This window comes from Lichenibacterium ramalinae, assembly GCF_004137085.1.
Taxonomy (GTDB): domain Bacteria; phylum Pseudomonadota; class Alphaproteobacteria; order Rhizobiales; family Beijerinckiaceae; genus Lichenihabitans; species Lichenihabitans ramalinae.
The window spans coordinates 37075-56956 of the sequence record NZ_QYBC01000006.1; the positions used below are offsets into that span (position 1 = coordinate 37075).

The 19882-nt window shown below is 72.5% G+C and carries 22 protein-coding genes; 10 read left to right on the forward strand and 12 right to left on the reverse strand.

Annotated features, from left to right (window positions below; all coding sequences use genetic code 11):
• Positions 1-6: 6 nt before the first annotated feature.
• The 3 genes from D3272_RS08325 to D3272_RS08335 form a co-directional block, all read right to left on the reverse strand.
• Complete coding sequence (locus D3272_RS08325; protein ID WP_129218708.1) at positions 7-795, reverse strand: ABC transporter permease; 789 nt, start codon at positions 793-795, stop codon at positions 7-9.
• Positions 792-1688 (reverse strand): ABC transporter permease, encoded by an 897-nt coding sequence (locus D3272_RS08330; RefSeq protein ID WP_129218709.1) that lies wholly within the window; start codon positions 1686-1688, stop codon positions 792-794. Before D3272_RS08330 ends, D3272_RS08325 begins: the two co-directional genes overlap by 4 nt.
• Before the next feature lie 71 nt (positions 1689-1759).
• A complete protein-coding gene (locus D3272_RS08335) occupies positions 1760-2866 on the reverse strand; it encodes an ABC transporter substrate-binding protein (protein WP_428977972.1) in 1107 nt (368 codons plus the stop codon).
• A 387-nt stretch (positions 2867-3253) separates the two neighbouring features.
• Here D3272_RS08335 and D3272_RS08340 point away from each other — a divergent pair, with 387 nt between their 5' ends.
• From D3272_RS08340 to D3272_RS08355, 4 genes are all read left to right on the forward strand, one after another.
• Positions 3254-3724, forward strand: coding sequence for a hypothetical protein (locus D3272_RS08340; protein ID WP_129218711.1), 471 nt, complete (start codon positions 3254-3256; stop codon positions 3722-3724).
• 102 nt (positions 3725-3826) lie between these two features.
• A complete protein-coding gene (locus D3272_RS08345) occupies positions 3827-5209 on the forward strand; it encodes an ethanolamine ammonia-lyase subunit EutB (protein ID WP_129218712.1) in 1383 nt (460 codons plus the stop codon).
• Positions 5206-6033 carry an ethanolamine ammonia-lyase subunit EutC gene (gene eutC / locus D3272_RS08350; protein WP_129218713.1) on the forward strand — a complete coding sequence of 276 codons (828 nt, stop codon included), beginning with the start codon at positions 5206-5208 and terminating at the stop codon, positions 6031-6033. Before D3272_RS08345 ends, eutC begins: the two co-directional genes overlap by 4 nt.
• A 37-nt stretch (positions 6034-6070) precedes the next feature.
• Positions 6071-6769, forward strand: coding sequence for a DUF1345 domain-containing protein (locus D3272_RS08355; RefSeq protein ID WP_129218714.1), 699 nt, complete (start codon positions 6071-6073; stop codon positions 6767-6769).
• A 58-nt stretch (positions 6770-6827) separates the two neighbouring features.
• On the opposite strand, the gene D3272_RS08360 is transcribed toward D3272_RS08355, so the two are convergent.
• Both D3272_RS08360 and D3272_RS08365 read right to left on the reverse strand, forming a co-directional pair.
• Positions 6828-7076, reverse strand: a complete 249-nt coding sequence (locus tag D3272_RS08360; protein WP_129218715.1) for a hypothetical protein — start codon at positions 7074-7076, stop codon at positions 6828-6830.
• Between the two features lie 135 nt (positions 7077-7211).
• On the reverse strand, positions 7212-7454 hold the full coding sequence (locus D3272_RS08365; RefSeq protein ID WP_129218716.1) for a hypothetical protein: 243 nt from the start codon (positions 7452-7454) through the stop codon (positions 7212-7214).
• Between the two features lie 152 nt (positions 7455-7606).
• On the opposite strand from D3272_RS08365, the gene D3272_RS08370 reads away from it, so the two are divergent.
• A complete protein-coding gene (locus tag D3272_RS08370) occupies positions 7607-7894 on the forward strand; it encodes a hypothetical protein (RefSeq protein ID WP_129218717.1) in 288 nt (95 codons plus the stop codon).
• A 16-nt stretch (positions 7895-7910) separates the two neighbouring features.
• On the opposite strand, the gene D3272_RS08375 is transcribed toward D3272_RS08370, so the two are convergent.
• From D3272_RS08375 to osmF, 6 genes are all read right to left on the reverse strand, one after another.
• Positions 7911-8324, reverse strand: a complete 414-nt coding sequence (locus D3272_RS08375; RefSeq protein ID WP_129218718.1) for a DUF3307 domain-containing protein — start codon at positions 8322-8324, stop codon at positions 7911-7913.
• A gap of 116 nt (positions 8325-8440) precedes the next feature.
• A complete protein-coding gene (locus D3272_RS08380; RefSeq protein WP_129218719.1) occupies positions 8441-10525 on the reverse strand; it encodes a molybdopterin-containing oxidoreductase family protein in 2085 nt (694 codons plus the stop codon).
• Positions 10526-10543: 18 nt separating this feature from the next.
• Complete coding sequence (locus D3272_RS08385; RefSeq protein ID WP_245496450.1) at positions 10544-11302, reverse strand: ABC transporter permease; 759 nt, start codon at positions 11300-11302, stop codon at positions 10544-10546.
• Positions 11299-12285: an ABC transporter ATP-binding protein gene (locus tag D3272_RS08390; RefSeq protein WP_129218720.1), complete on the reverse strand. Its 987-nt coding sequence runs from the start codon at positions 12283-12285 to the stop codon at positions 11299-11301. Before D3272_RS08390 ends, D3272_RS08385 begins: the two co-directional genes overlap by 4 nt.
• Positions 12282-13424, reverse strand: a complete 1143-nt coding sequence (locus D3272_RS08395) for an ABC transporter permease (RefSeq protein WP_129218898.1) — start codon at positions 13422-13424, stop codon at positions 12282-12284. Before D3272_RS08395 ends, D3272_RS08390 begins: the two co-directional genes overlap by 4 nt.
• Positions 13425-13495: 71 nt before the next feature.
• Complete coding sequence (osmF, locus tag D3272_RS08400) at positions 13496-14413, reverse strand: glycine betaine ABC transporter substrate-binding protein OsmF (protein ID WP_129218721.1); 918 nt, start codon at positions 14411-14413, stop codon at positions 13496-13498.
• 206 nt (positions 14414-14619) lie between these two features.
• On the opposite strand from osmF, the gene D3272_RS08405 reads away from it, so the two are divergent.
• Positions 14620-15108 (forward strand): NUDIX hydrolase, encoded by a 489-nt coding sequence (locus D3272_RS08405; RefSeq protein WP_165361276.1) that lies wholly within the window; start codon positions 14620-14622, stop codon positions 15106-15108.
• 48 nt (positions 15109-15156) lie between these two features.
• Here the strand turns inward: D3272_RS08405 and dksA are convergent, their stop codons facing one another.
• Entirely contained in the window at positions 15157-15579 is a 423-nt protein-coding gene (gene dksA / locus D3272_RS08410) for an RNA polymerase-binding protein DksA (protein ID WP_428977975.1), read from the reverse strand.
• A 220-nt stretch (positions 15580-15799) separates the two neighbouring features.
• Between dksA and D3272_RS08415 the strand changes: the two genes are divergently transcribed.
• The 4 genes from D3272_RS08415 to D3272_RS08430 are packed head-to-tail and all read left to right on the forward strand — an operon-like array spanning position 15800 to position 19856.
• The gene (locus D3272_RS08415; protein ID WP_165361277.1) at positions 15800-16309 is read left to right on the forward strand and encodes a SixA phosphatase family protein; all 510 of its coding nucleotides are present in this window, start codon (positions 15800-15802) and stop codon (positions 16307-16309) included.
• Between the two features lie 39 nt (positions 16310-16348).
• On the forward strand, positions 16349-17350 hold the full coding sequence (locus D3272_RS08420) for a hypothetical protein (RefSeq protein WP_129218723.1): 1002 nt from the start codon (positions 16349-16351) through the stop codon (positions 17348-17350).
• Entirely contained in the window at positions 17347-18795 is a 1449-nt protein-coding gene (locus D3272_RS08425; RefSeq protein ID WP_129218724.1) for a YcjX family GTP-binding protein, read from the forward strand. The genes D3272_RS08420 and D3272_RS08425 overlap by 4 nt, the downstream gene beginning before the upstream one ends.
• Positions 18792-19856, forward strand: a complete 1065-nt coding sequence (locus tag D3272_RS08430) for a YcjF family protein (protein ID WP_129218725.1) — start codon at positions 18792-18794, stop codon at positions 19854-19856. Before D3272_RS08425 ends, D3272_RS08430 begins: the two co-directional genes overlap by 4 nt.
• Positions 19857-19882 lie beyond the last annotated feature (26 nt).

A 19882-nucleotide genomic window follows, 5' to 3' on the forward strand; every position in this document is an offset into this window, starting at 1 on the left:
GGCGGCTCACACCTTGACCGAACGGGCCGTGGGGTCCCGGGCGAAGAGCTGGATCAGGCCCATGCAGGCCCAGGTGACGGCAAAGGCGATGAAGGCCAGCGCCGAAGGCTCGTAGGCCTTGTTGGCGCCGACCAGCTGGAGATACGGCCCGAAGGCCGGGCGGTCGAGCAGGCTCGCCAGCGTGAACTCGCCGATGACGATGGCGAAGGTCAGGAAGGCGCCGCTGAGCACCGCCGCCCGGACGTTGGGGAAGATGACCCTGAACAGGATCGTGCTCCGCCGGGCGCCGAGGCTTTCGGCCGCCTCCGTCAGGCTCCTCACGTCGATGGTGCGCAGCCCGGTGTCGACGGCGCGGTAGAGGTAGGGCAGCGCCAGCACGACGTAGCCGCAGACGAGCAGGACGTCGGTGCTCCAGGTCGACGCGGTCATGGGCAGCAGCGAGGACGAGTTGTACAATTTGAGGTAGCCGAACACCAGCACGATGGCCGGGATGACGAGCGGCATCAGCGTGACGAATTCGACGTAGGGCCGCAGCCAGGACAGCTTCAGCCGGATCCAATAGGCGGTCGGCACCACCAGCAGCGTGCCCGCCACGATGGTGGCGAGGGCGGAAGCCGCCGAGAAGCCGAACGTGTGCCAGAAGGCGGGATCGGACAGGACGTTGGCGTAGGCGTCGAGGCTGTAGGTGCCGCGCCGGATCCGCATGGAGAATTCCACCGTGGCCACCAGGGGCACGATGAAATAGGCGACGCCGATCGCGAAGGCGGCCCAGGCGCCCACCGAAGGCCGCTTCATCGCAGCCACCGTTCGGAGCGCGTGCGCAGCACGATGTAGAGCGCGTTGGACAGGCCGGTGATCACCACCATGCCGAGCGCCAGCGCGTAGCCGAGGTGGGGGTTGTGCAGCACGTCGCCGCGGATCTGCGCGTAGAGCAGGATGGTCACGAGGTTCAGCGTCGAGCCCGTCAGCCCGTAGGCGGTCGCGATGGCGCCGAAGCTGTTGGCGAAGAGCAGCAGCGTGGTGCCGAGCAGGCTGGGCCACAGGATGGGCATGACGACGTAGCGCCAATAGGTGAAGGGCGACGCGCCCAGGATGGTGGCGGCTTCGCGCCATTCGCGCTTCAGCCCGTCGAGCGCCGGCGTCAGGATCAGCACCATGAGGGGGATCTGGAAATACAGGTAGGTGAGCGTCAGGCCCCAGAAGCTCAGGATGTTGAAACCGTTGCGGTAGAGGCTGAAGCCGAAGACGCTTTGCAGCACCGTGGTGACGAGCCCGGTCCGGCCCAGGGTGGCGATGAAGGCGAAGGCGAGCGGCAGGCCGGCGAAGTTCGACGCGACGCCGCTGAAGGTGAGCAGGATGGGGCGCAGCCAGGCCGGCAGGCCTCCCAGCACCACGGCCCAGGCCAGCAGGAAGCCGAAGACAGCCCCGAGGATCGCCGAGGCGGCGCTGACTTCGAGGCTGATCGCATAGGCGCTGAGGATGCCGGGCTCCCACAGGCCAGCGATGTTGGCCAGCGTCAGGTGCCCGTCGTTGTCCTGGAAGGCGCCGACCACGAGGTAGGCGGTCGGGACCAGGAGGAACAGCGCCGCGAAGGCGAAGAACGGCACCACGCCGATCCAGGCGAGCGACATCGGCGCGCGCGGCCGGACCCGCATCGTGATGGGCGCGACCGCCTCGACCTGCTGCATCGTGCCTCGAGCGTCCGAACCGCGGCGGGGGCGGCCCCATGGCCGCCCTCCCTTTCAGCCCTGGCGTGCCATCACTTGACGTTGGCGCCGACCGTCTTGTCCCAGCCTGTGGTGATCACGGTCTTGGAAGCGTTCTGCTGCTCGATGGTGGGGAACACGGCCTTGGCATAGGCCTCGGCCGGGGGCAACTTCTTGACGAGATCGGCCGGCACCTTGCCGTCCTTGACCAGCGCCTGGTAGCGGATCGGGTGGCAGTAGCCCTTGAGATAGGCGATCTGGCCCTCGTCCGAATAGACGTAGTCCATCCACAGCTTGGCGGCGTTCGGGTGCGGCGCGAAGGCCGAGATGGCCTGGACGTAGACGCCCGCCACGACGCCGCTCTTCGGCACCACCACGTCGACCGGCGGATTGCCCTTCAGCGTGTCGCGGTCGGCGAGGGCGTTGTAGTCCCAGCGGACCACGATGGGGGTGGCGCCCTGGGCCAGGGATGCGACCTTGCCGATGGTGGGCACGAGGTTGCCGGCCTTGTTCATGGCGGCGAAATAGTCGAGCCCGTCCTGCGCCGCCTTGGTGGCGTCGCCGCCCGCCTTGCCGAGGCCGGCCGCATAGACGGCGAGGATCGCCTGGTTCGAGGCGCGCGGGTCGCCGGCCAGCGCCACGCTGTTCTTGAAATCGGGGCCGAGCAGGTCCGGCCAGTCGGTCGGCGACGTCTTCACGATGTCCTTGTTCACCTCGAAGGTGAGCACGCCGTAATAGTCGCCGTACCAGGCGCCGTCGGCGTCCTTGTCGTCGGCCGGGATCGAGTCCCAGGTCGGCACCTTGTAGGCCATCAGCAGCCCTTCCGACTTGGCGGTCGGGCCGAAGGACAGGCCGACGTCGATCACGTCGGGGGCCTGCGGGCCCTTGTTGCCCTTGTTGGCGCGGATCGCCTCGACCTCGTCGCCCGAGCCGGCATCCGGGTTCAGCTCGTTCAGCTTGAGGCCGTATTTCGCCTTGAAGCCGTCGATCATGCCGCCGTAGCCGCACCAATCGTGGGGCAGCGCGATGACGGAAAGCTCGCCTTCCGCCTTGGCGGCCGCGACGAGGGCGTCGGACGACTGGGCGAAGGCGGGACTCGCCGAGGCCGCCGCGACGGCCAGCGTCGAGAGCGAGGCCAGGAACCTGGTGGCTGTCTTCATCATCTTCCCCGGTGCGTGACGGTGCCGCGTGGCGAAGCTGCCACAGGCGTGTCGGTTGCGCCAGCATGTGTCGTGCCGTTGCCGACACACGCCAGCTCCCAAATGCGAACCCGTTCGCGGGCCCCAGTCGAAGGCCCGCTCGGACGACGGCCTGGCAGGCCGTGGAACGGTCCCACCGGGCCGGAGTCGCCGCAGCGCCACCGACCCTCGAGGTCTGCCCTCGATTCGGCGCCGGAGCGGATTCGCCAACGGCGAAAGCCCTCTAGCACGGCTTTCTGACAGGGCCGCGACGGCTGCACCGGCGCTTTGCCGATGCGGACGCCGACGGAACCAGCCGGGAGACTGCGTTCTTCTTCTCGCGACCGGCCCGTCTCGAAAGGACATCGCATGTTCCCACACCGCCGCGCAGCCCTCGCGCTCCTGCTGTCCGTCACGGCGGCAGCGCCGGCCCTGGCCCAGGGCGCCCCGACGGCGCCGGAGCCCCCGCCGGGCACGGTACCGGCCGTGACGCCGGCCTTGGCGCCGGCCTTGGCGCCGACCGACCGGGGCATGACCACGCTGACCATCTTCTTCAAGCACGACGAGTCCCAGACGCTGGGCGAGATCAATGCACGCCTGCACCGCCAGCACTTCTACGAGAGCTTCCCGCCGCCCGGCGTGGAGGTCCTGTCCTGGAACGTGCTGATGGGCGTCGGCCAGGTGGTCACGCTGCGGTTCCCGGCCGAGCGGCTGCGCGAGGTCAACCGCGCCGTCGAGCAGACGGCCTGGGGCGGATACCACACGGAATTCTACCCCACCTACGACTACCGCCCGACGGCGTCCAAGGAACGTGAAGGCCTGCCGTCGTCCTTCAAGTGATGTCGACCGAGGGCTTGCCGAAGGCCCGAGGGCTGGCCTAGCTCTTGCTGCACGCAGCCGCGGGGCGACGGCGGGCACCTCTCGCCCGGGACGGAGAGCACCATGGTCTATCGCCACACGGTCGGCCGCACCGCCTGGGCCTTCGGCGACCTCAGGGACCTCATGGCCAAGGCGACCCCGCTGCGCTCGGGCGACATGCTGGCCGGCATCGCGGCAGGCTCGGCCGAGGAGGGCATGGCGGCGCGCCATTGCCTCGCCGACCTGCCGCTCAAGACCTTCCTGGCGCGCCCGCTGGTGCCCTACGAGGACGACGACGTGACCCGCCTCATCGTCGACGGCCACGACGACGCGGCCTTCGCGCCCATCGCGCATCTCACGGTCGGCGACTTCCGCGACTGGCTCCTGTCGGACCTCGCCACGCCGGCCGTTCTGGCCCGGGTCGCGCGCGGCATCACGCCCGAGATGGCGGCGGCCGTCTCCAAGATCATGCGCAACCAGGACCTGATCCTGGCGGCGAAGAAGTGCAGCGTGGTGACCCGGTTCCGCAACACCATCGGCCTGCCCGGCACCATGGCGGTGCGGCTGCAGCCCAACCACCCGACCGACGACCCCGACGGCATCGCCGCCACGGTCGCGGAAGGGCTCCTCTACGGATGCGGCGACGCCGTGATCGGCATCAACCCGGTCTCGGATTCGCCGGCCGTCCTGGCCCGCCTGTGCCACCTCCTCGACGACGTCATCCAGCGCCACGCCATCCCGACGCAGAGCTGCGTGCTGACCCATGCCACGACCAGCATCGGCCTGATCGAGAGCGGCGTGCCGGTCGACCTCGTGTTCCAGTCCATCGCCGGCACCGAGGCCGCCAACGCGTCCTTCGGCGTGACGCTCGGCCTGCTCCGCGAAGCCCACGACGCCGGCCGCAGCCTGAAGCGCGGCACCGTCGGGCAGAACGTCATGTATTTCGAGACCGGCCAGGGCTCGGCCCTGTCGGCCGGCGCCCACCACGGCGTCGACCAGCAGACGCTGGAGGCTCGCGCCTATGCGGTGGCCCGGGCCTTCGAGCCCCTGCTCGTCAACACCGTGGTGGGCTTCATCGGCCCCGAATACCTCTACGACGGCAAGCAGATCATCCGGGCCGGGCTCGAGGACCATTTCTGCGGCAAGCTGATGGGCCTGCCGCTCGGCTGCGACGTCTGCTACACCAACCATGCCGAGGCCGATGGCGACGACATGGACGCCCTGATGACGCTGCTCGGCGCCGCGGGCGTCACCTTCATCATGGGCATCCCGGGGACCGACGACGTCATGCTGAACTACCAGTCGACGTCTTTCCACGACCAGCTCTACCTCCGAGACGCGCTGGGTCTCAAACGCGCGCCGGAGTTCGAAGCCTGGCTCCAGGCCATGGGCATCACCGGCCAGGACGGTCGGCTCCGCGCGCCTTCGGCCTCCCATCCGCTCCTGGCGCGGGCGGAAGCCGCGTGACGGGCCCGGTCGATCGCCCGGCCCCGCCGCCCCTCCCCCCCGTCACGCCCGACCCCTGGACACACCTCGCCGGGCTGACCCCGGCGCGCCTGGCCCTCGGCCGCTCGGGCGCCTCGCTGCCGTCGCGCGAGGTGCTGAAGCTCGGCCTCGCCCATGCCAAGGCGCGCGATGCCGTCCACGCCGCGATGGACGGCGACGCGCTCGCCAACGCGCTGGCGGGGCTGGGGCGCGACACCGTCACGGTCGAGAGCGCGGCACCCGACCGCGCCACCTATCTGCGCCGGCCCGATTTCGGCCGTCGTCTCTCGGCCCGCAGCCGCGCGCTGCTCTCCGGGGCCGGTGAAGGGGTGGCGAGCGCCGCCGGCGCCGACATCGCCGTGGTGGTGGCGGACGGCCTCTCGGCCTCGGCGGTGGACCTCAACGCAGTCCCGTTGATCGAGGCCCTGCTGCCGCGCTTCGCCGGGCGCAGCCTCGCACCGGTCGTCCTGGCGCATCAGGCCAGGGTCGCGCTCGGCGACGAGGTGGGGGCGCTGCTCGGCGCCCGGCTGGTCGTCATGCTGATCGGCGAGCGGCCGGGCCTTTCCGCCGCCGACAGCCTCGGCGCCTACCTCACCTACGGGCCGCGGGTCGGGCTCACCGATGCCGCCCGCAACTGCGTCTCCAACATCCGCGCCGCCGGGCTCGGGCCGGACGCGGCCGCCGCCAAGATCGCCTGGCTGGTCGACCGGGCCTTCGCCCTGTCGCTGACCGGGGTGGCGCTGAAGGACGGCAGCGACGCCGCGGAACTGCCCATGTCGGAAAAGCCTCGACTGAGCGGAAACTGAGCTTGCCGCCCGGCCGCCCGCGGTCCATCACCGCGCCATGCCGAACCGCCCTTCCCCGCTCCGCTACTTCGGCCCCTTCGGGTCCCGCCCCCGACTGCTGAGCGCCATCGGCCTCGGGCTCGCCTCCGGCCTGGTCCTCGCCCTCGTGCCGTCCAGCCTGGACGTGCCGAGCCGCGCCATCCTGTCCTGGGACATCGGCTGCGTGGCCTTCCTGTCGCTGACGCTGCAACACATCGGCCGCCGGGATGCGCCTTTCATCCGCAGCGCGGCCGCGTCGCAGGACGAGGGCCAGGGCATGATCCTGGTGCTGGTCCTGGCGCTATCGGCGGCTTCGCTCATGGCGGTCGCGGCGGAGCTTTCCTTCGCCAAGGACGCGCACGGACTCGACAAGGCGCTGCGGGTCGCGCTCGCCTTCGGCACCGTCGCGGTGTCGTGGTTCGTCACCCAGCTGATCTTCGCGCTGCACTACGCCCACGAATATTATGCTCCCGACGCCGACAACGACCCCGAAACGCTGCAGCAGGGCGGCCTGCGCTTCCCGGAGGACGACGCACCCGACTATTGGGACTTCGTGCACTTCGCCGCGGTGATCGGCGTGGCCGCCCAGACCGCCGACGTCAGCTTCACGTCGAAGCGCATGCGCCGCATCGGCACCGTCCAGGGCCTCGTGGCGTTCACGTTCAACACCGTGGTGCTGGCCCTGACCATCAACATCCTGGCCGGCCTCATCCAGTGACGGGTGGGGGAGCGGCGCGGGTCGGCGACGGCCCGATCGGCGCCGCGGCCCGCCTTTGTCAGTCGCCGATGCCCTGGTCGTAGATCTTGGCGCAGTCCGGGCTCAGGCTGGCGTGCTTGACCTGCATGCAGGTCTTGATCTTGTCCTCGTCCGGAATGGCGTCGGCGCAGAGCTTCTGCACGTCGTTGTAGCAGACGTGCTCGGCCTGCTGGCGCAGCCGGGCCGCGTCTGACAGCGGCTTGGCGGCCAATGCCGGGCCCGCCAGGGCGACGAGGAGGCCGACGGCCAGAGCGGCAGGGGTCTTCATGGCTGGGTCCTCCGTGCGGCGCCCCGGTGGCGGCCGTCCCCGGCACAATCGCTGGCCGAAGGTCCCGTTCCGCTGGGCGACACGAACCCCGGCGGCGTGTCGCCCCGGCCACAGTAGCGGCCGGGGCGGCACCGGTCACTTGATGCCGGCGTCGAAGACCTTGCGGCAGCCAGGGCTCAGCTGGGCACGGTGGGCCCCCATGCAGGCCTCGATGCGGGCTTCGTCCGGGATCTCGGCATTGCAGAGCTTCTGGACGTCGTTGTAGCACAGGTGCTCGGCCTGCTGGCGCATGCGCTCCTTGTCGGACACCATGCGGGCCGAAGCGGTGTCGACGCAGGCCATCGTCAACAGCAGCCCGACGATCAGTCTGGACATCATGAGGTGTTCTCCGTCTGGTTGCCGGGTCATCCTGACAGGGCCGGCTGACGTCGGAATGAGCCGTCGCAGCGCGATCGTCGATTCTGCGCGGGCGTGCCGAATGGGCCACGGGCCGCCAGGGTCCGCGAGTGTCCATGGCCGAGGAGGTGTGTGTGAAACCGGTCCGAAACCTTCTCCTGGCCGCCGCCGTCCTCGTCGCGGCGGCGCCGGCCGGTCCCGCCGTCGCGATCCCGGCGCTGCCGCCCCTGCCCTGGCGCGCTCCGGCCGTCGTGCCGGTTCAGCTCGTCTGCGGACCGTATCGCTGCTTCCGGCGCCCGTTCTGGCGCTACGGCAATGGCCGCGGCTTCTTCCCCATGCGGCGCTTCGGGCCCCCGCCGGTCCGCCGTTTCGGCTACCGGCCCTTCGGCTTCGGGCGTTTCGCGCGGCCGCGCCGCTGGTGACGTCGGGCCGCCGGCGTCACAGCAGCATGAGGGCGGTGGCGAGGCCGATATTGGTCAGCTGGTGCAGGCACTGGTCGAGCCCGAGCAGCCACCAGAAGCGCGGCTGATCGGGCGTGAAGCCGGGCCGCTGGGCGATGGCGGTCTTGGCGCGGTCCACCGCGATGTGGATGGAGAAGTCCACGGCCGTCAGCCACCACAGGTGCGGCGCCACCGCCAGCACGATGAGCAGCGTGAGGCCGGCGTGGCAGCTCACATGCGCGGCGAGGGGCGCCATCCAGCCCGCGCGCCGCTCCTTGCCGCGCGCCATGCGGCTGGTCTGCATCAGGAAGTCGGCGACGAGGTGCTTGACGGCGAAGAGGGCCGACAGGCCCGCCAGCGCCAGGACGGCGTGGACGGCAGCCGGTGGGAGGGCATCCGACAGGTTGAGCATTCCGGCGACTCTGGCCACGCTGTCTTAAGTTACCGTTCGATGCGCCCCGGGCCGCGCGCGGCCGCGAAAGCCGATCCTGCCCTGGTGCCCGCCCCGGCAGGGTTGGCGAGTCCCCCTCACAGCCGGCGGATGGCGGCGTGGATGTCGTGGAACGCGGCGCCGCCGAGCGGCGGGGGCGCGTCGGCGCCCGTGAGCGTATTGATTCCGCGCCCGTCCGCATGGGCGCGGTTGGGCCAGATCGATTCGGCGATCAGCACGCCGCGCCGCAACCCCTCGGACAGGCGGGCGTGGAGCCGCACGGCGCCGCGCGCGTTGGCGAGTTCGACGGCGTCGCCGTCGGCGATGCCGAGCGGCGCCGCATCGTCGGGATGGATCAGCACGGTGGGCCGCTCCTCCTTGGCGAGGCTCGTTCCGGTTTCGGTGAAGGACGAGTTGAGGAAATTGCGGGCCGGGCTCGTGGTCAACCGGAAGGGGTGGGCCGCGTCGGCCTCCTCGATCACGGCCCAGTGGTCCGGCCAGGCCGGCATGGCCGAGGCATCGCCGCCGCCCGGCATGCCGGCGGCCGCGCCGGCCCAATCCGGCCGGAACCTGAAGCGGCCGTCCGGCCAGCCGAAGCCGTCGCGGAAATGCGCGGCATCGGCCGGCTGGGCGCAGTCGAGCCAGCGCGCCGCCTCGAGCGCCGCCACCGTCCCGCGGCCGGACGCCTGCAGCGTCTGGTCGACGAGGTCGCGCGCGCCCACGGCGAAGCCCGGATGCTCGACGCCGAGGCGCCGGGCGAGGCCGCACAGGACCTCGTGGTTGGACAAGCAATCCCCCGGGGGCTCGATCAGCTTCGGCCCCAGCAGGATGTGGGTCTGGCCGCCCGCCTGGTACACGTCATCGTGCTCGACGAACATGGTGGCGGGCAGCACGAGGTCGGCGATGCGGCTCGTGTCGGTCATCACCTGCTCGTGCACCACCGTGAACAGGTCTTCGCGGGCGAAGCCGCGCTTCACCGTCTCTTGGTCGGGCGCGACCGAGACCGGGTTGGTGTTCTGGATGAACAGGGCCGCCACGGGCGGGCCGCCGCGCAGCGCCGCCGCCTCGCCGGTGAGGACGGCGCCGATGCGCGACTGGTCGAGGCTGCGGATGCCGGGGTCGCGCAGCTCCAACCCCTCGATGGCCCGCTTGTCCCATCCGAACATGCCGGAATTGGTGTGCAGCGCCCCGCCGCCCGGGTGCTGCCAGGCCCCCAGCACGACGGGCAGGCAGGTGACGGCGTGCATGGCGACGGCGCCGTTGCGCTGGCGCGCGAAGCCGTAGCCGATGCGGAAGAAGCTGCGCGGCCGCGTGCCGATGAGATGGGCGAAGGCCACGATGTCGGCGGCCGGCACCCCGCAGAGCGCCGACGCCCATTCGGGCGTGCGCGAGGCCAGGTGCGCCTCGAGCCCGGCCGGGTCGTCGGCGTAGGCCGCCATGTAGGCGCGGTCCGCGAAGCCGTCGCGGAACAGCACGTGCATCACGCCGCAGGCCAGCGCGCCGTCGGTGCCGGGCCGGACCAGGAGCTTCACGTCGGCCTGCCGCATCGTGGCATTGTCGTAGACGTCCACCGCCACGATCGGGGCGCCGCGGGCCTTCCTGGCCCGCACGGCGTGCGTCATGACGTTGACCTGCGTGACGACCGCGTTGGTGCCCCACAGCACCACGCAATCGGCCTGCTCCATCTCGCGCGGGTCGAGGCCCGTCATGCGGCCGGCGCCGGCCCGGTAGCCCGCCCAGGACAGGGCCGTGCAGATGGTGGAATATTGGTCGGAATAGCCCTTGGCATGGCGCAGGCGGTTGATGCCGTCGCGCTGCACCAGCCCCATGGTGCCGGCGTAATAGTAGGGCCACACGGCTTCGGAGCCGTGACGCGCTTCGGCGGCCATCAGCCCCTCGGCGGCGCGGTCCAGCGCCTCCGCGATGCCGATCTCGCGGAACTGGCCGGACCCTTTCGGCCCGGTGCGCAGCAGCGCCCGGGTGAGCCGCTCCGGGTTGTGGACGCGTTCGGCGTAGCGCGCCACCTTGGCGCAGATCACGCCGGCGGTGTAGCCGTTGTCGGCCGCGCCGTAGACCCGGCCCATGCGGCGCCCTTCGAGGATCTCGACCTCCAACGCGCAGGTCGACGGACAATCGTGCGGGCAGGCAGTGGCCCGCCGGAGCGACGTGAGGGGAGCGTTCAAGAGCCTGCGCCTGCCTTCTCAGACCCGCCCGGCGCGTCGGGCGAGGCGGGCTTCGATGAGCCCGAGACCATCATAGACCAGCACGGCCAGCAAGCCCACGATGAGGCCGCCTTGCAAGATGAAGGCCGTGTTCGAGGTGCCGAGCCCCGCCAGGATGACCTCGCCGAGGCCCTTGGCGGCGACCGTCGACCCGATGGTGGCGGTGCCGATGTTGATGACGGTGGACAGGCGGATGCCCGCCAGGATCACCGGCAGGGCGAGCGGCAGTTCGACGGACAGGAACCGCTGCCGCGGCCCGAGCCCCATGCCGCGCGCCGCCTCCATGACGGGCGGCGACACGCCGTCGAGCCCCGCGATGGTGTTCTCGAAGATCGGCAGCAGCCCGTAGAGCACGAGCGCGATCAGCGTCGGGCGGAGGCCGAAGCCGACGAGCGGCACCGCGATGGCGAGCACCGCGACCGGGGGGAAGACTTGGCCGACGTTCACCACCGCCCGGCTGAGCGGCAGGAACTCGCGCCCCGCCGGCCGCGTCACCAGGATGCCGAGCAGGACGGCGGCGAGGGCGCTGGCGGCGGTCGAGCCCGCCACGAGGGCGATGTGGTCGAGCGTGAGGTCGAGCAGGCTGCCCTGGTCGTAGATGGCGGGCGCGCCGTTCTCGGTCAGCAGCCGCAGCACCGGGGCGAAGACCTGGGGGGCGAGAACCAGCAGCAGCAGCAACAGCAGGGCGCCGAGCCGCGCCGCCATGGCCCCGAAACCGCCCCTGCCGTCGCGGCTCATGCGGGCGGGCCGGCGCGGCGCAGCACCTCGGCGAGCGCGATGCGGCCACGCGGTGCGCCGTCGGCCCCGACGACGGGCAGGCTGTCGGCCCGCCGCCACAGCAGCGCCGCCAGCGCGTCGCGCAGGTTCGTGTGTCGGGTAATGGGGGCGACGCCGGGGTCGACGTCGCCCCCGCCGCCCTCCCCGCCGACCCGTCCGGCATCGGCCTCCCCCGCCTGCAGCACGTCCCCCACGGTCTGCAGCGACAGGAGCTGGTACGGCCTGTCGCTGCCGCCGAGCAGGCGCTCGGCGAAGCCCGGCGCCGGCCGCGACAGAAGCTCGGCGGGCGGCGCATATTGCAGCAGGCGGCCGCCGTCCATGACGCCGATGCGGTCTCCGAGGCGGATGGCCTCGGCCATGTCGTGCGTGACCAGCACGACCGTGATGCCGAGGCGCCGCTGCAGGGCGGCGAGGTCGTCCTGGGCCTTGGCGCGGATGACGGGGTCGAGGGCGCCGAAGGGCTCGTCCATGAGGAGCAGCTTGGGCTCCGCCGCCAAAGCCCGCGCCACGCCGACGCGCTGCTGCTGGCCGCCCGACAGCTCGTGGGGGAACTTGCCGGCGTAGAGGGCGGGATCGAGGCCGAAGAGTTCGAGCAGGTCGTCGACGCGGCGCGCGATCCGCGCCGCGTCCCAGCCCATCAGCCGCGGCACAGTGGCGATGTTGCGGGCGACCGTCCAATGCGGGAACAGCCCGTAGCCCTGGATGACGTAGCCGATCCCGCGCCGCAGGGCCTCGCCCGGGATGGCGGCCGTATCGCGGCCGTCGATGCGGATCGTGCCGGCCGTCGGCGGGATGAGGCGGTTGATCATCCGCAGCAGGGTCGACTTGCCGCTTCCCGACGTGCCGACCAGCACCGTCACGCTTCCGGCCTCGACCGTCAGCGACACGTCGTCGACCGCCAAGGTGTCGCCGAAGCGCCGCGACACCGATTCGATGGCGATCATGCCGGGACCCTCCTCAAGGCGTCGGCGGCCGCGTCGAGCAGTACGGCGGCCGTGAAGGCCAGGACGACGGTCGGGATCGCGCCGAGCAGCACGAGGTCGATGGCGGCCTGGCTGGTGCCCTGGAAGACGAAGGTTCCGAAGCCCCCGCCCCCGATCAGCGCCGCCACCGTGACGAGACCGATGTTCTGCACCAGCACGATGCGCAGGCCGGTGAGCACCACCGGCGCGGCCAGCGGCAGCTCGATCCAGCGCAGCCGTCGGACGTTGCCCATGCCCATGGCGCGCGCCGCCTCGACGGCCTCGGGCGACACGCCGTCGAGCCCGAGGGCCGTGTTGGCGACGACGGGCAGCAGCGCGTAGAGGAACAGGGCCAGCGCCGCCGGCGCCGCGCCGATGCCGCGGATGCCGAGCGCGCCGAGCGCCGGCACGGCGGCGGCCAGCAGGCCGAGCGGAACCATCATCAGCCCGTACATGGCGATGGACGGCACGGTCTGGACGATGTTGAGGACCGGCAGCGTGGCGGCCCGGAGCCGCGGCGCCCGGGCGCAGGCGACGCCGAGCGGCAGCCCCACGGCGCAGGCCGCCAGGAGCGAGCCGAAGGCCAGCAGCACGTGCTGGAGCGCCTCCGCCCAGAAGCTGTCCCGGTGGGCGGCATATTCCTTGAGCAGCGACAGGCCGTCCCACCAGCCCGACCCCAGCAGGCCGGCGAGGACGCCAAGGACGCCGGCCAGCAGCGCGACGCGGGGCGCGGGGCGGAGGCCGAGCCTGGCGGCGCCGTCCGCCGCCATGGTGCCGTAGGCGGCCACCAGCAGCCAGAACCCGGCGGCGAAGCTCACCCGGGCGAAGTTCTGGCGCGGCGGCACCACCACGGCCGGCGCCAGGCCGACCAGCACCGCCAGCAGGGCGAGCGCCGCCAGCGCGGCGGCGAGGCGCAGCGCCGGCGGCAGGCGGAGCACCCCGATCAGCGCGAGCCCGAGCAGCAGGGCACCGCCCCCCCAGGCGGCGGCCGGCGGCAGCGCGGCCCAGAAGGCGACGCCCCGGCCGGCGGCGATGCGGTTGGGCTTGAAGGTCACGAACGGCCAGGCGAAGGCCGCGGCGGCCAGCGCCGCCGGCACCAGGCCGACACGGTCGAGGCCCACCGTGCCGAAGCCCGGACGGGCGCGGCCGACGCCGTCGCGCCGGGGACGGTCCTGCCCGCCCCCGGCGCGGGTCACTTCACGAAGCCCTTGGTCTTCAGGTAGTCCTTGGCCACGTCGGCGGCCGGCTCGCCGTTGACCTGGATGCGGGCGTTCAGCTCCTGCAGGGTCTTGAGGTCGAGGCCGGCGAAGACGGGCTTCAGCACCTCGGCGATCTTCGGGTTGGCCTTCAACACCGCGTCGCGCACCACCGGCGCCGGCTCGTAGACGGGCTGGACGTTCTTGTCGTCGTCGAGCACCACGAGGTCGGCGGCCTCGATGCCGCCGTCCGTGCCGAACACCATGGCGGCGTTGACGCCGTCGGTCTTCTGCGCCGCCGCCTGGATGGTGGCGGCCGTGCCGCCGCCTGACAGCACCAGCAGCTGGTCGGACTTGAGCGTGAAGCCGTAGGCCTTCTGGAAGGCCGGGAGCGCCGCCGCGCTGTTGACGAATTCCGCCGAGCCGACGAGCTTCACGGCCGCGCCGCTCGACACCCACTTGCCGAAGTCGCTCATGCTCTTGACGTTGTTGGGGGCCGCGACGTCGTTGCGCAGCCCGATCGCCCAGGTGTTGTTGGCGGGCGCGGGGGTGAGCCAGTCGAGCTTGTTGGCGTCGAAGTCGAGCGACTTCACCAGCTCGTAGCCCTTGGCACCGTCGTGCCACGCGGCATCGTCGGGCTTGTTGAAGAAGAAGGCGCCGTTCCCCGTATATTCGGGATAGATGTCGACCTCGCCCGACAGCAGCGCCTTGCGCAGCACCGGCGTGGTGCCGAGCTGCACGCGGTTCTTGACCGGGATGCCGTTGGCGGCGAGCGCCTGGGCGATGATGGAGCCCAGCAGGCTGCCTTCCGTATCGATCTTGGAGGAGACCACGACATCCGCCGCCCGCACGCCCGTGGCCGCGGCGACGGTGAGCAGGGCGGCCGCGAGCAGCGGCTTGAAGAGCGGGACCATGCGAAACCTCCTGGAACCGGGCCCGGCCGGCCCGGCCGGCCCTCCGGCCGACACGGCGGCAGGACTACACGAGGCGGGTCGCCCCACAAGCCCGAATCTGTGGCATGATCGGGGGGAAGCGGCGAACAAGTCCTGTCTGGCGACGCTTACAATCCCACGATGGCCGGCGTCCGGCGCGAGGATGGCCGCATGGTCGGACGGTCCCGATGAACAAGCCCAAGCCGTTGAAGGCGCGCAAGCAGGTGGCGGCGCTTCCGGTGCGGCTGGATGCCGCCGGTCGTATCCAGGTGCTCCTCATCACGTCGCGGGAAACCAAGCGGCTGATCGTGCCGAAAGGCTGGCCCATGAAGGGCCGCAAGGACTACCGCGCCGCCGCCATCGAGGCGCAGGAAGAGGCGGGCCTGATCGGTCGCGTCGCCAAGAAGCCGATCGGCACCTACACCTATTGGAAGCGCCGGCCCGAGCATTTCGACCTTTGCCGCGTCAAGGTCTACATCCTCGCCGTCGAGCGGCAACTGCCGACCTGGCGCGAGAAGGGCCAGCGCCAGGGCGCCTGGTTCCTGGTCGACGACGCGGCGGATCTCGTGGACGATGCCGGTCTCGTCACGATCCTGCGGAAACTCGGCTCGGTGTGGCCCGGCAAGGGCACGCGGAAGGCCGCCGCGGCGCGGGCCCGCGCGCCGGTGCCGACCTGACGCGGCCTGCCCCGGAGGGTGCGCGACCCTCCGGGGCGTCGGCCGCCGTCACTCGTCCCGGTAGACGCGCTCGCGCCGCTCGTGACGCTCCTGGGCCTCGACCGACAGGGTCGCGATCGGCCTTGCGTCCAGGCGCCGCAGGCCGATCGGGTCTCCGGTCTCCTCGCAGAAACCGTAGGAGCCATCGTCCAGTCGCGCCAGGGCCGCATTGATCTTGCTGATCAGCTTGCGCTGACGGTCCCGCGCCCGGAGCTCGATGGCCCGGTCCGTCTCCGACGAGGCCCGGTCGGCGATATCGGGATGGTTTTCGTTCTCGCTCTGCAGCGTCGACAACGTTTCGCGGCTTTCCCGCAGGAGCTCGTCTCTCCAGTCGATCAGCTTGCGCCGGAAATAATTCCGGTGCCGTTCACTCATGAAGACTTCGTCTTCCGACGGCCTGTACCCGGCCTCGATGGCATCTGACAGTGTCATGCGTGCCAAACTCCCAGCGCATAACGGCACCTTGCGGCGCGTGGTTGCCACGACGGCCCTTTGGACGCAAGTGGTTCAGAGGGCCGATTGCCGTGTAGGTTGCATGCCCCTCATTAATTTTATCGATCGGGGTCTGGAAGCCACATCGGTGCATCGGGTAAATCCGTAGATTGTCATCATGCTGGGCGGTTGCAGCCCGGACGTCGGCACCGGGAGGTCCATGCGACAGTTGATCCTCATGCGGCACGCCAAGGCCGAGCCGGCCGCGGGCCAGGGCGACCATGGCCGGGCCCTATCGCGGCGCGGGCAGGCCGAAGCCCTGGAGGCCGGTCGGCGCATCGCGGCCCTGGCACGGCCCGGCGCGGCCCTGGTGTCGGACAGCGCCCGCACGCGCCAAACCCTCGACTGCGCGGCCCCCGCCCTGCCGGCCGGCCTGCCCCGCCGCTTCACCCGCGCGCTCTACGGCGCCACCGCCAACGCCATCCTGGCCGAAGTCCGGGAGACCTCGCCGGAGGTCGCCTGCCTGCTCGTCATCGGCCACAACCCCGGCATCGGCGACCTCGCCCGCCGGCTGGCCGCCGACGGCGAGGCCGAGGCCCTGGAGCGCGTCGCCGCGGGGTTCCCCACCTCCTGCTTCGCCGTCGTCGACCTCCCGGCGGACAGTTGGAAGGAGGCCGGGCCGGGCCGGCTCGCCTTCCTGTTGCCGGCCGACGAGCGGTCCGGCGCATGACCGGGCCGGGACGGGCGAGCCGGCCCGGACGTCGCTGACATGGCGCTCGATGCCGTCGGGCTCGCCCTGGGCCTCGCGCTCGCCGCGCCGGGGGCGCTCGGGACCCTCCTGTCGCCCGAGGTGACGTTCCGCCCCCGCGAACGGGCCGTGGACAATTGGCACTGGCAGGCCGCCGCCAACCTCGACGCTTCGCCCGGCACGCGCGCCGCGCTCGCCCTGGGGCACGATCCCGCCGCCGTCAGCCGCTGCGTGCGCCTCAACAACTATTGGTGCATCAAGCGCGGCGGCTGGTCGGGCGAGATCGCGGCCGATGCCGACGGCCACGTCGCCTTCGTGTCGGCGGCCGAAGGCGCCACCGTCGCGGCCCTTCTGCTCCGCCGTTATTACCTGGACTTCGGGCGCCAGTCGGCCCTGGCGATCGTGTCGCGCTGGGCCCCGGCCTCCTGCGGGGCGGTCGTGGCGCGGCGCGGGCCTGGGCGTGCCGCGTCCGACGGGCTCGCCGCGCTCGGCATCGGCCGCACCCTGCGGGCCCGGTGGCTGGCCCGGCACGGCCGCCGCGTCGCCGGCGGCCGGCGCGGCCGGGTGTCCTCCGTCCCCGATCGCCTCATCGGCGCCGCCCTGCCCGCCCCCACCATCGCGCTCGGCCTCGCGGCGGCGCCGGTGAGCCTCGCCGCCGGGCTGCCGGCCGCCGTGGCGGCCCCGGGTGGGGGCGCCGCGGCGGAAGGCCCCGGCTGCAGCCGCGACGGGCCGCGCATCGCCCATTACGCGGCGCGGGCCGCGGCCGGCATCGCGGCCTCGGTGACGGACGACCTCCGCCTGTTCGACGGCCGGGGCGCGCCGACACCGAACCTCGCCCGGCTGATGCGCAACATGGCGGCGGTCGAGATCGGGCCGCTCGGCGCCGGCGAAAACCTGGTGGTGACCGCCGTCGCCCATGCCGCCGAGGTCGTGGCGGCCCGCCGGGCCGCCGCGGCGGCTGCCCCTGGCGCCCCGCCCCCGCCCCGCATAGATGAGGGCCGCCGCCCGGAACCGCGCCCTTGAGCCTCCTCACCGATCTCGCCTTCGAGGCCCGCAACACCGCGCGGAGCGTCGCCGATTACGTCACCGGCACGGGGCTCCGCCTCGGCGTCACGGGGCTGTCGCGCGCCGGCAAGACGGTCTTCATCACGGCGCTGGTCCAGGCGCTGACGACGCCCGGCGCACGCCTGCCGGTGCTGCGCGCCGCCGCCGAGGGCCGCATCACGCGCGGCGTGCTGCAGCCGCAGCCCGACGACGCCGTGCCGCGCTTCGCCGTCGAGGACCACCTCACCGCCCTGACGCTGGAACGCCGCTGGCCGGAGTCGACCCGGCGCATCTCCGAGATCCGCATCACGATCGACTACGAGCGCCGCGGCGGCTGGCGCCCCGGCCCCGCCTCGCTCACCCTCGACATCGTCGACTACCCGGGCGAGTGGCTGCTCGACCTGCCCCTGCTCGGCAAGTCCTACGCGCAATGGTCGGCCGAAACGCTGGAAGCCAGCGCGGCGGCGGCCCGCGCGCCCCTGGCGGCGGCGTGGCGCGGCCACACGGCGCTGCTCGGGGCCGACCCGCCGGCCTCCGAGGACGAGGCCCGGCGCTGCGCCGATCTCTTCACCGCCTACCTGCGGGCGAGCCGCGCCGACCTCTACGCCCTGTCGACCCTGCCGCCGGGCCGCTTCCTCATGCCGGGCGACCTCGAAGGCACGCCGATGCTCACCTTCGCGCCCCTGCCTGTGGCGGGGCCGGCGCGGCCCGGCTCGCTGGCCGCCATGATGGAGCGCCGCTACGAGAGCTACAAGGCGCTGGTGGTCAGGCCCTTCTTCCGCGACCACTTCGCCCGGCTCGACCGGCAGATCGTCCTCGTCGACGCGCTGTCGGCGTTGAACTCCGGGCCGGCCGCCGTGCGGGACCTGCAGAACGCCATGACGGACGTGCTCCAGGCCTACCGGGCCGGGCGGTCCAGCCTTCTCTCGACCCTGTTCCGCCCGCGGATCGACCGGATCCTCTTCGCCGCCACCAAGGCCGACCACCTCCACCACACCAGCCACGACCGTCTGGAATCCATCCTCCGGCTCCTCGTCGCCCGGGCGATCGCCAAGGCCGAGGACGTCGGGGCCAAGATCGACGTCATCGCGCTCGCGGCCGTGCGGGCCACGCGCGAGGCCGCGGTGCGGGACGGACGCGACGCGCTTGACGCCATCGTGGGCACGCCCCTGCCCGGCGAGGTCATCGACGGCCAAACCTTCGACGGGCTGGCCGAGGCCGCGATCTTCCCGGGCGACCTGCCGGGCGACCCGAAGGCGGCCCTGCGCGGCGACGGGCTGGCCCTGGCCGAGGGCGAAAACGACTACCGCTTCGTGCGCTTCCGCCCGCCCGTGCCCGAGGCGGGGCCGGACGGCGCGGCCGTGCTGCCGCATATCCGGCTCGACCGGGCCCTGCAGTTCCTGCTCGGGGACAAGCTGTCATGACCGAGACCACCGACGCCCGGCGTCCCCGCCCCCGCGCCTTCCGGCTCGACCCCGCCGCGGAAGGCGGGCCCGCGCCCCCGGCGCACGCCCCGGCCCGGCCCGCCGTCGTGGTCGAAGCCCAGGAGGACGCCTATGCGCGGGAGGCCGCCCTCCAGGTCCTGCCGCCCGAGGAGGCAGCCGTCGAGGCCGCCCAGGCGCTCGGCATGGAGCGGCGCGGACGGCGAGGCTGGGGGACGCTGTTCGGCGCCGCGCTCGGCGGCCTCGTGTCGCTGTCGCTGTGGCTCTGGATCGACCAGCTCGTCGGCAACCTCTTCGCCCGCGCGCCCGCGCTCGGCTGGTTCGGGCTCGGCCTCCTGGCGCTGCTCGGCGTGGCCGCGCTGGCCCTGCTGGTGCGGGAAACCGTCGGGGTGCTGCGGCAGGCGCGGGTGGCGCGCCTGCATGCGGACCTCGCCGCCGCCCATCTCGCCGACGACCGGGACGCGGCCCGGCGGCTCGTGGCCGACGTCTCGGCCCTCTACGCGGGTCGCCCCGAGACGGCGCGCGGGCGCGCCGAGGTGGGGCGGGCGGCGCGCGAGATCGTCGACGGCCGCGACCTCATCGACATCGCCGAGAGCGCCCTGCTGCGCCCCATCGACCGGGCGGTGGCGGCCGACATCGCGGCGGCGGCGAAGCGCGTCTCGCTCGTCACCGCCATCAGCCCGCGCGCGATCCTCGACCTCCTGTTCGTGGCCGGCCAGATCGTCTGGCTCATCCGCCGCATCGCCGAGCGCTACAGCGGGCGGCCCGGGCTCCTGGGCTTCCTCAAGCTGGCCCGTTCGGTCGGGGCCCACCTCGCCGTCACGGGCGGCATGGCGGTGGGCGACAGCCTGGTGCAGCAGGTGGTGGGCCACGGCATCGCCGCCAAACTGTCGGCCCGGCTCGGCGAAGGGGTGCTCAACGGCATGCTGACGACGCGCGTCGGACTTTCCGCCATGGCGGTGTGCCGGCCCATGCCCTTCGCGGTCGAGAAGCCGCCCGGCGTCAAGGACGTCGCCCCCTTCCTGTTCCGGTCCGAGGGCTGAAGCGCCGCCGGCGCGCTCCCGTCCCC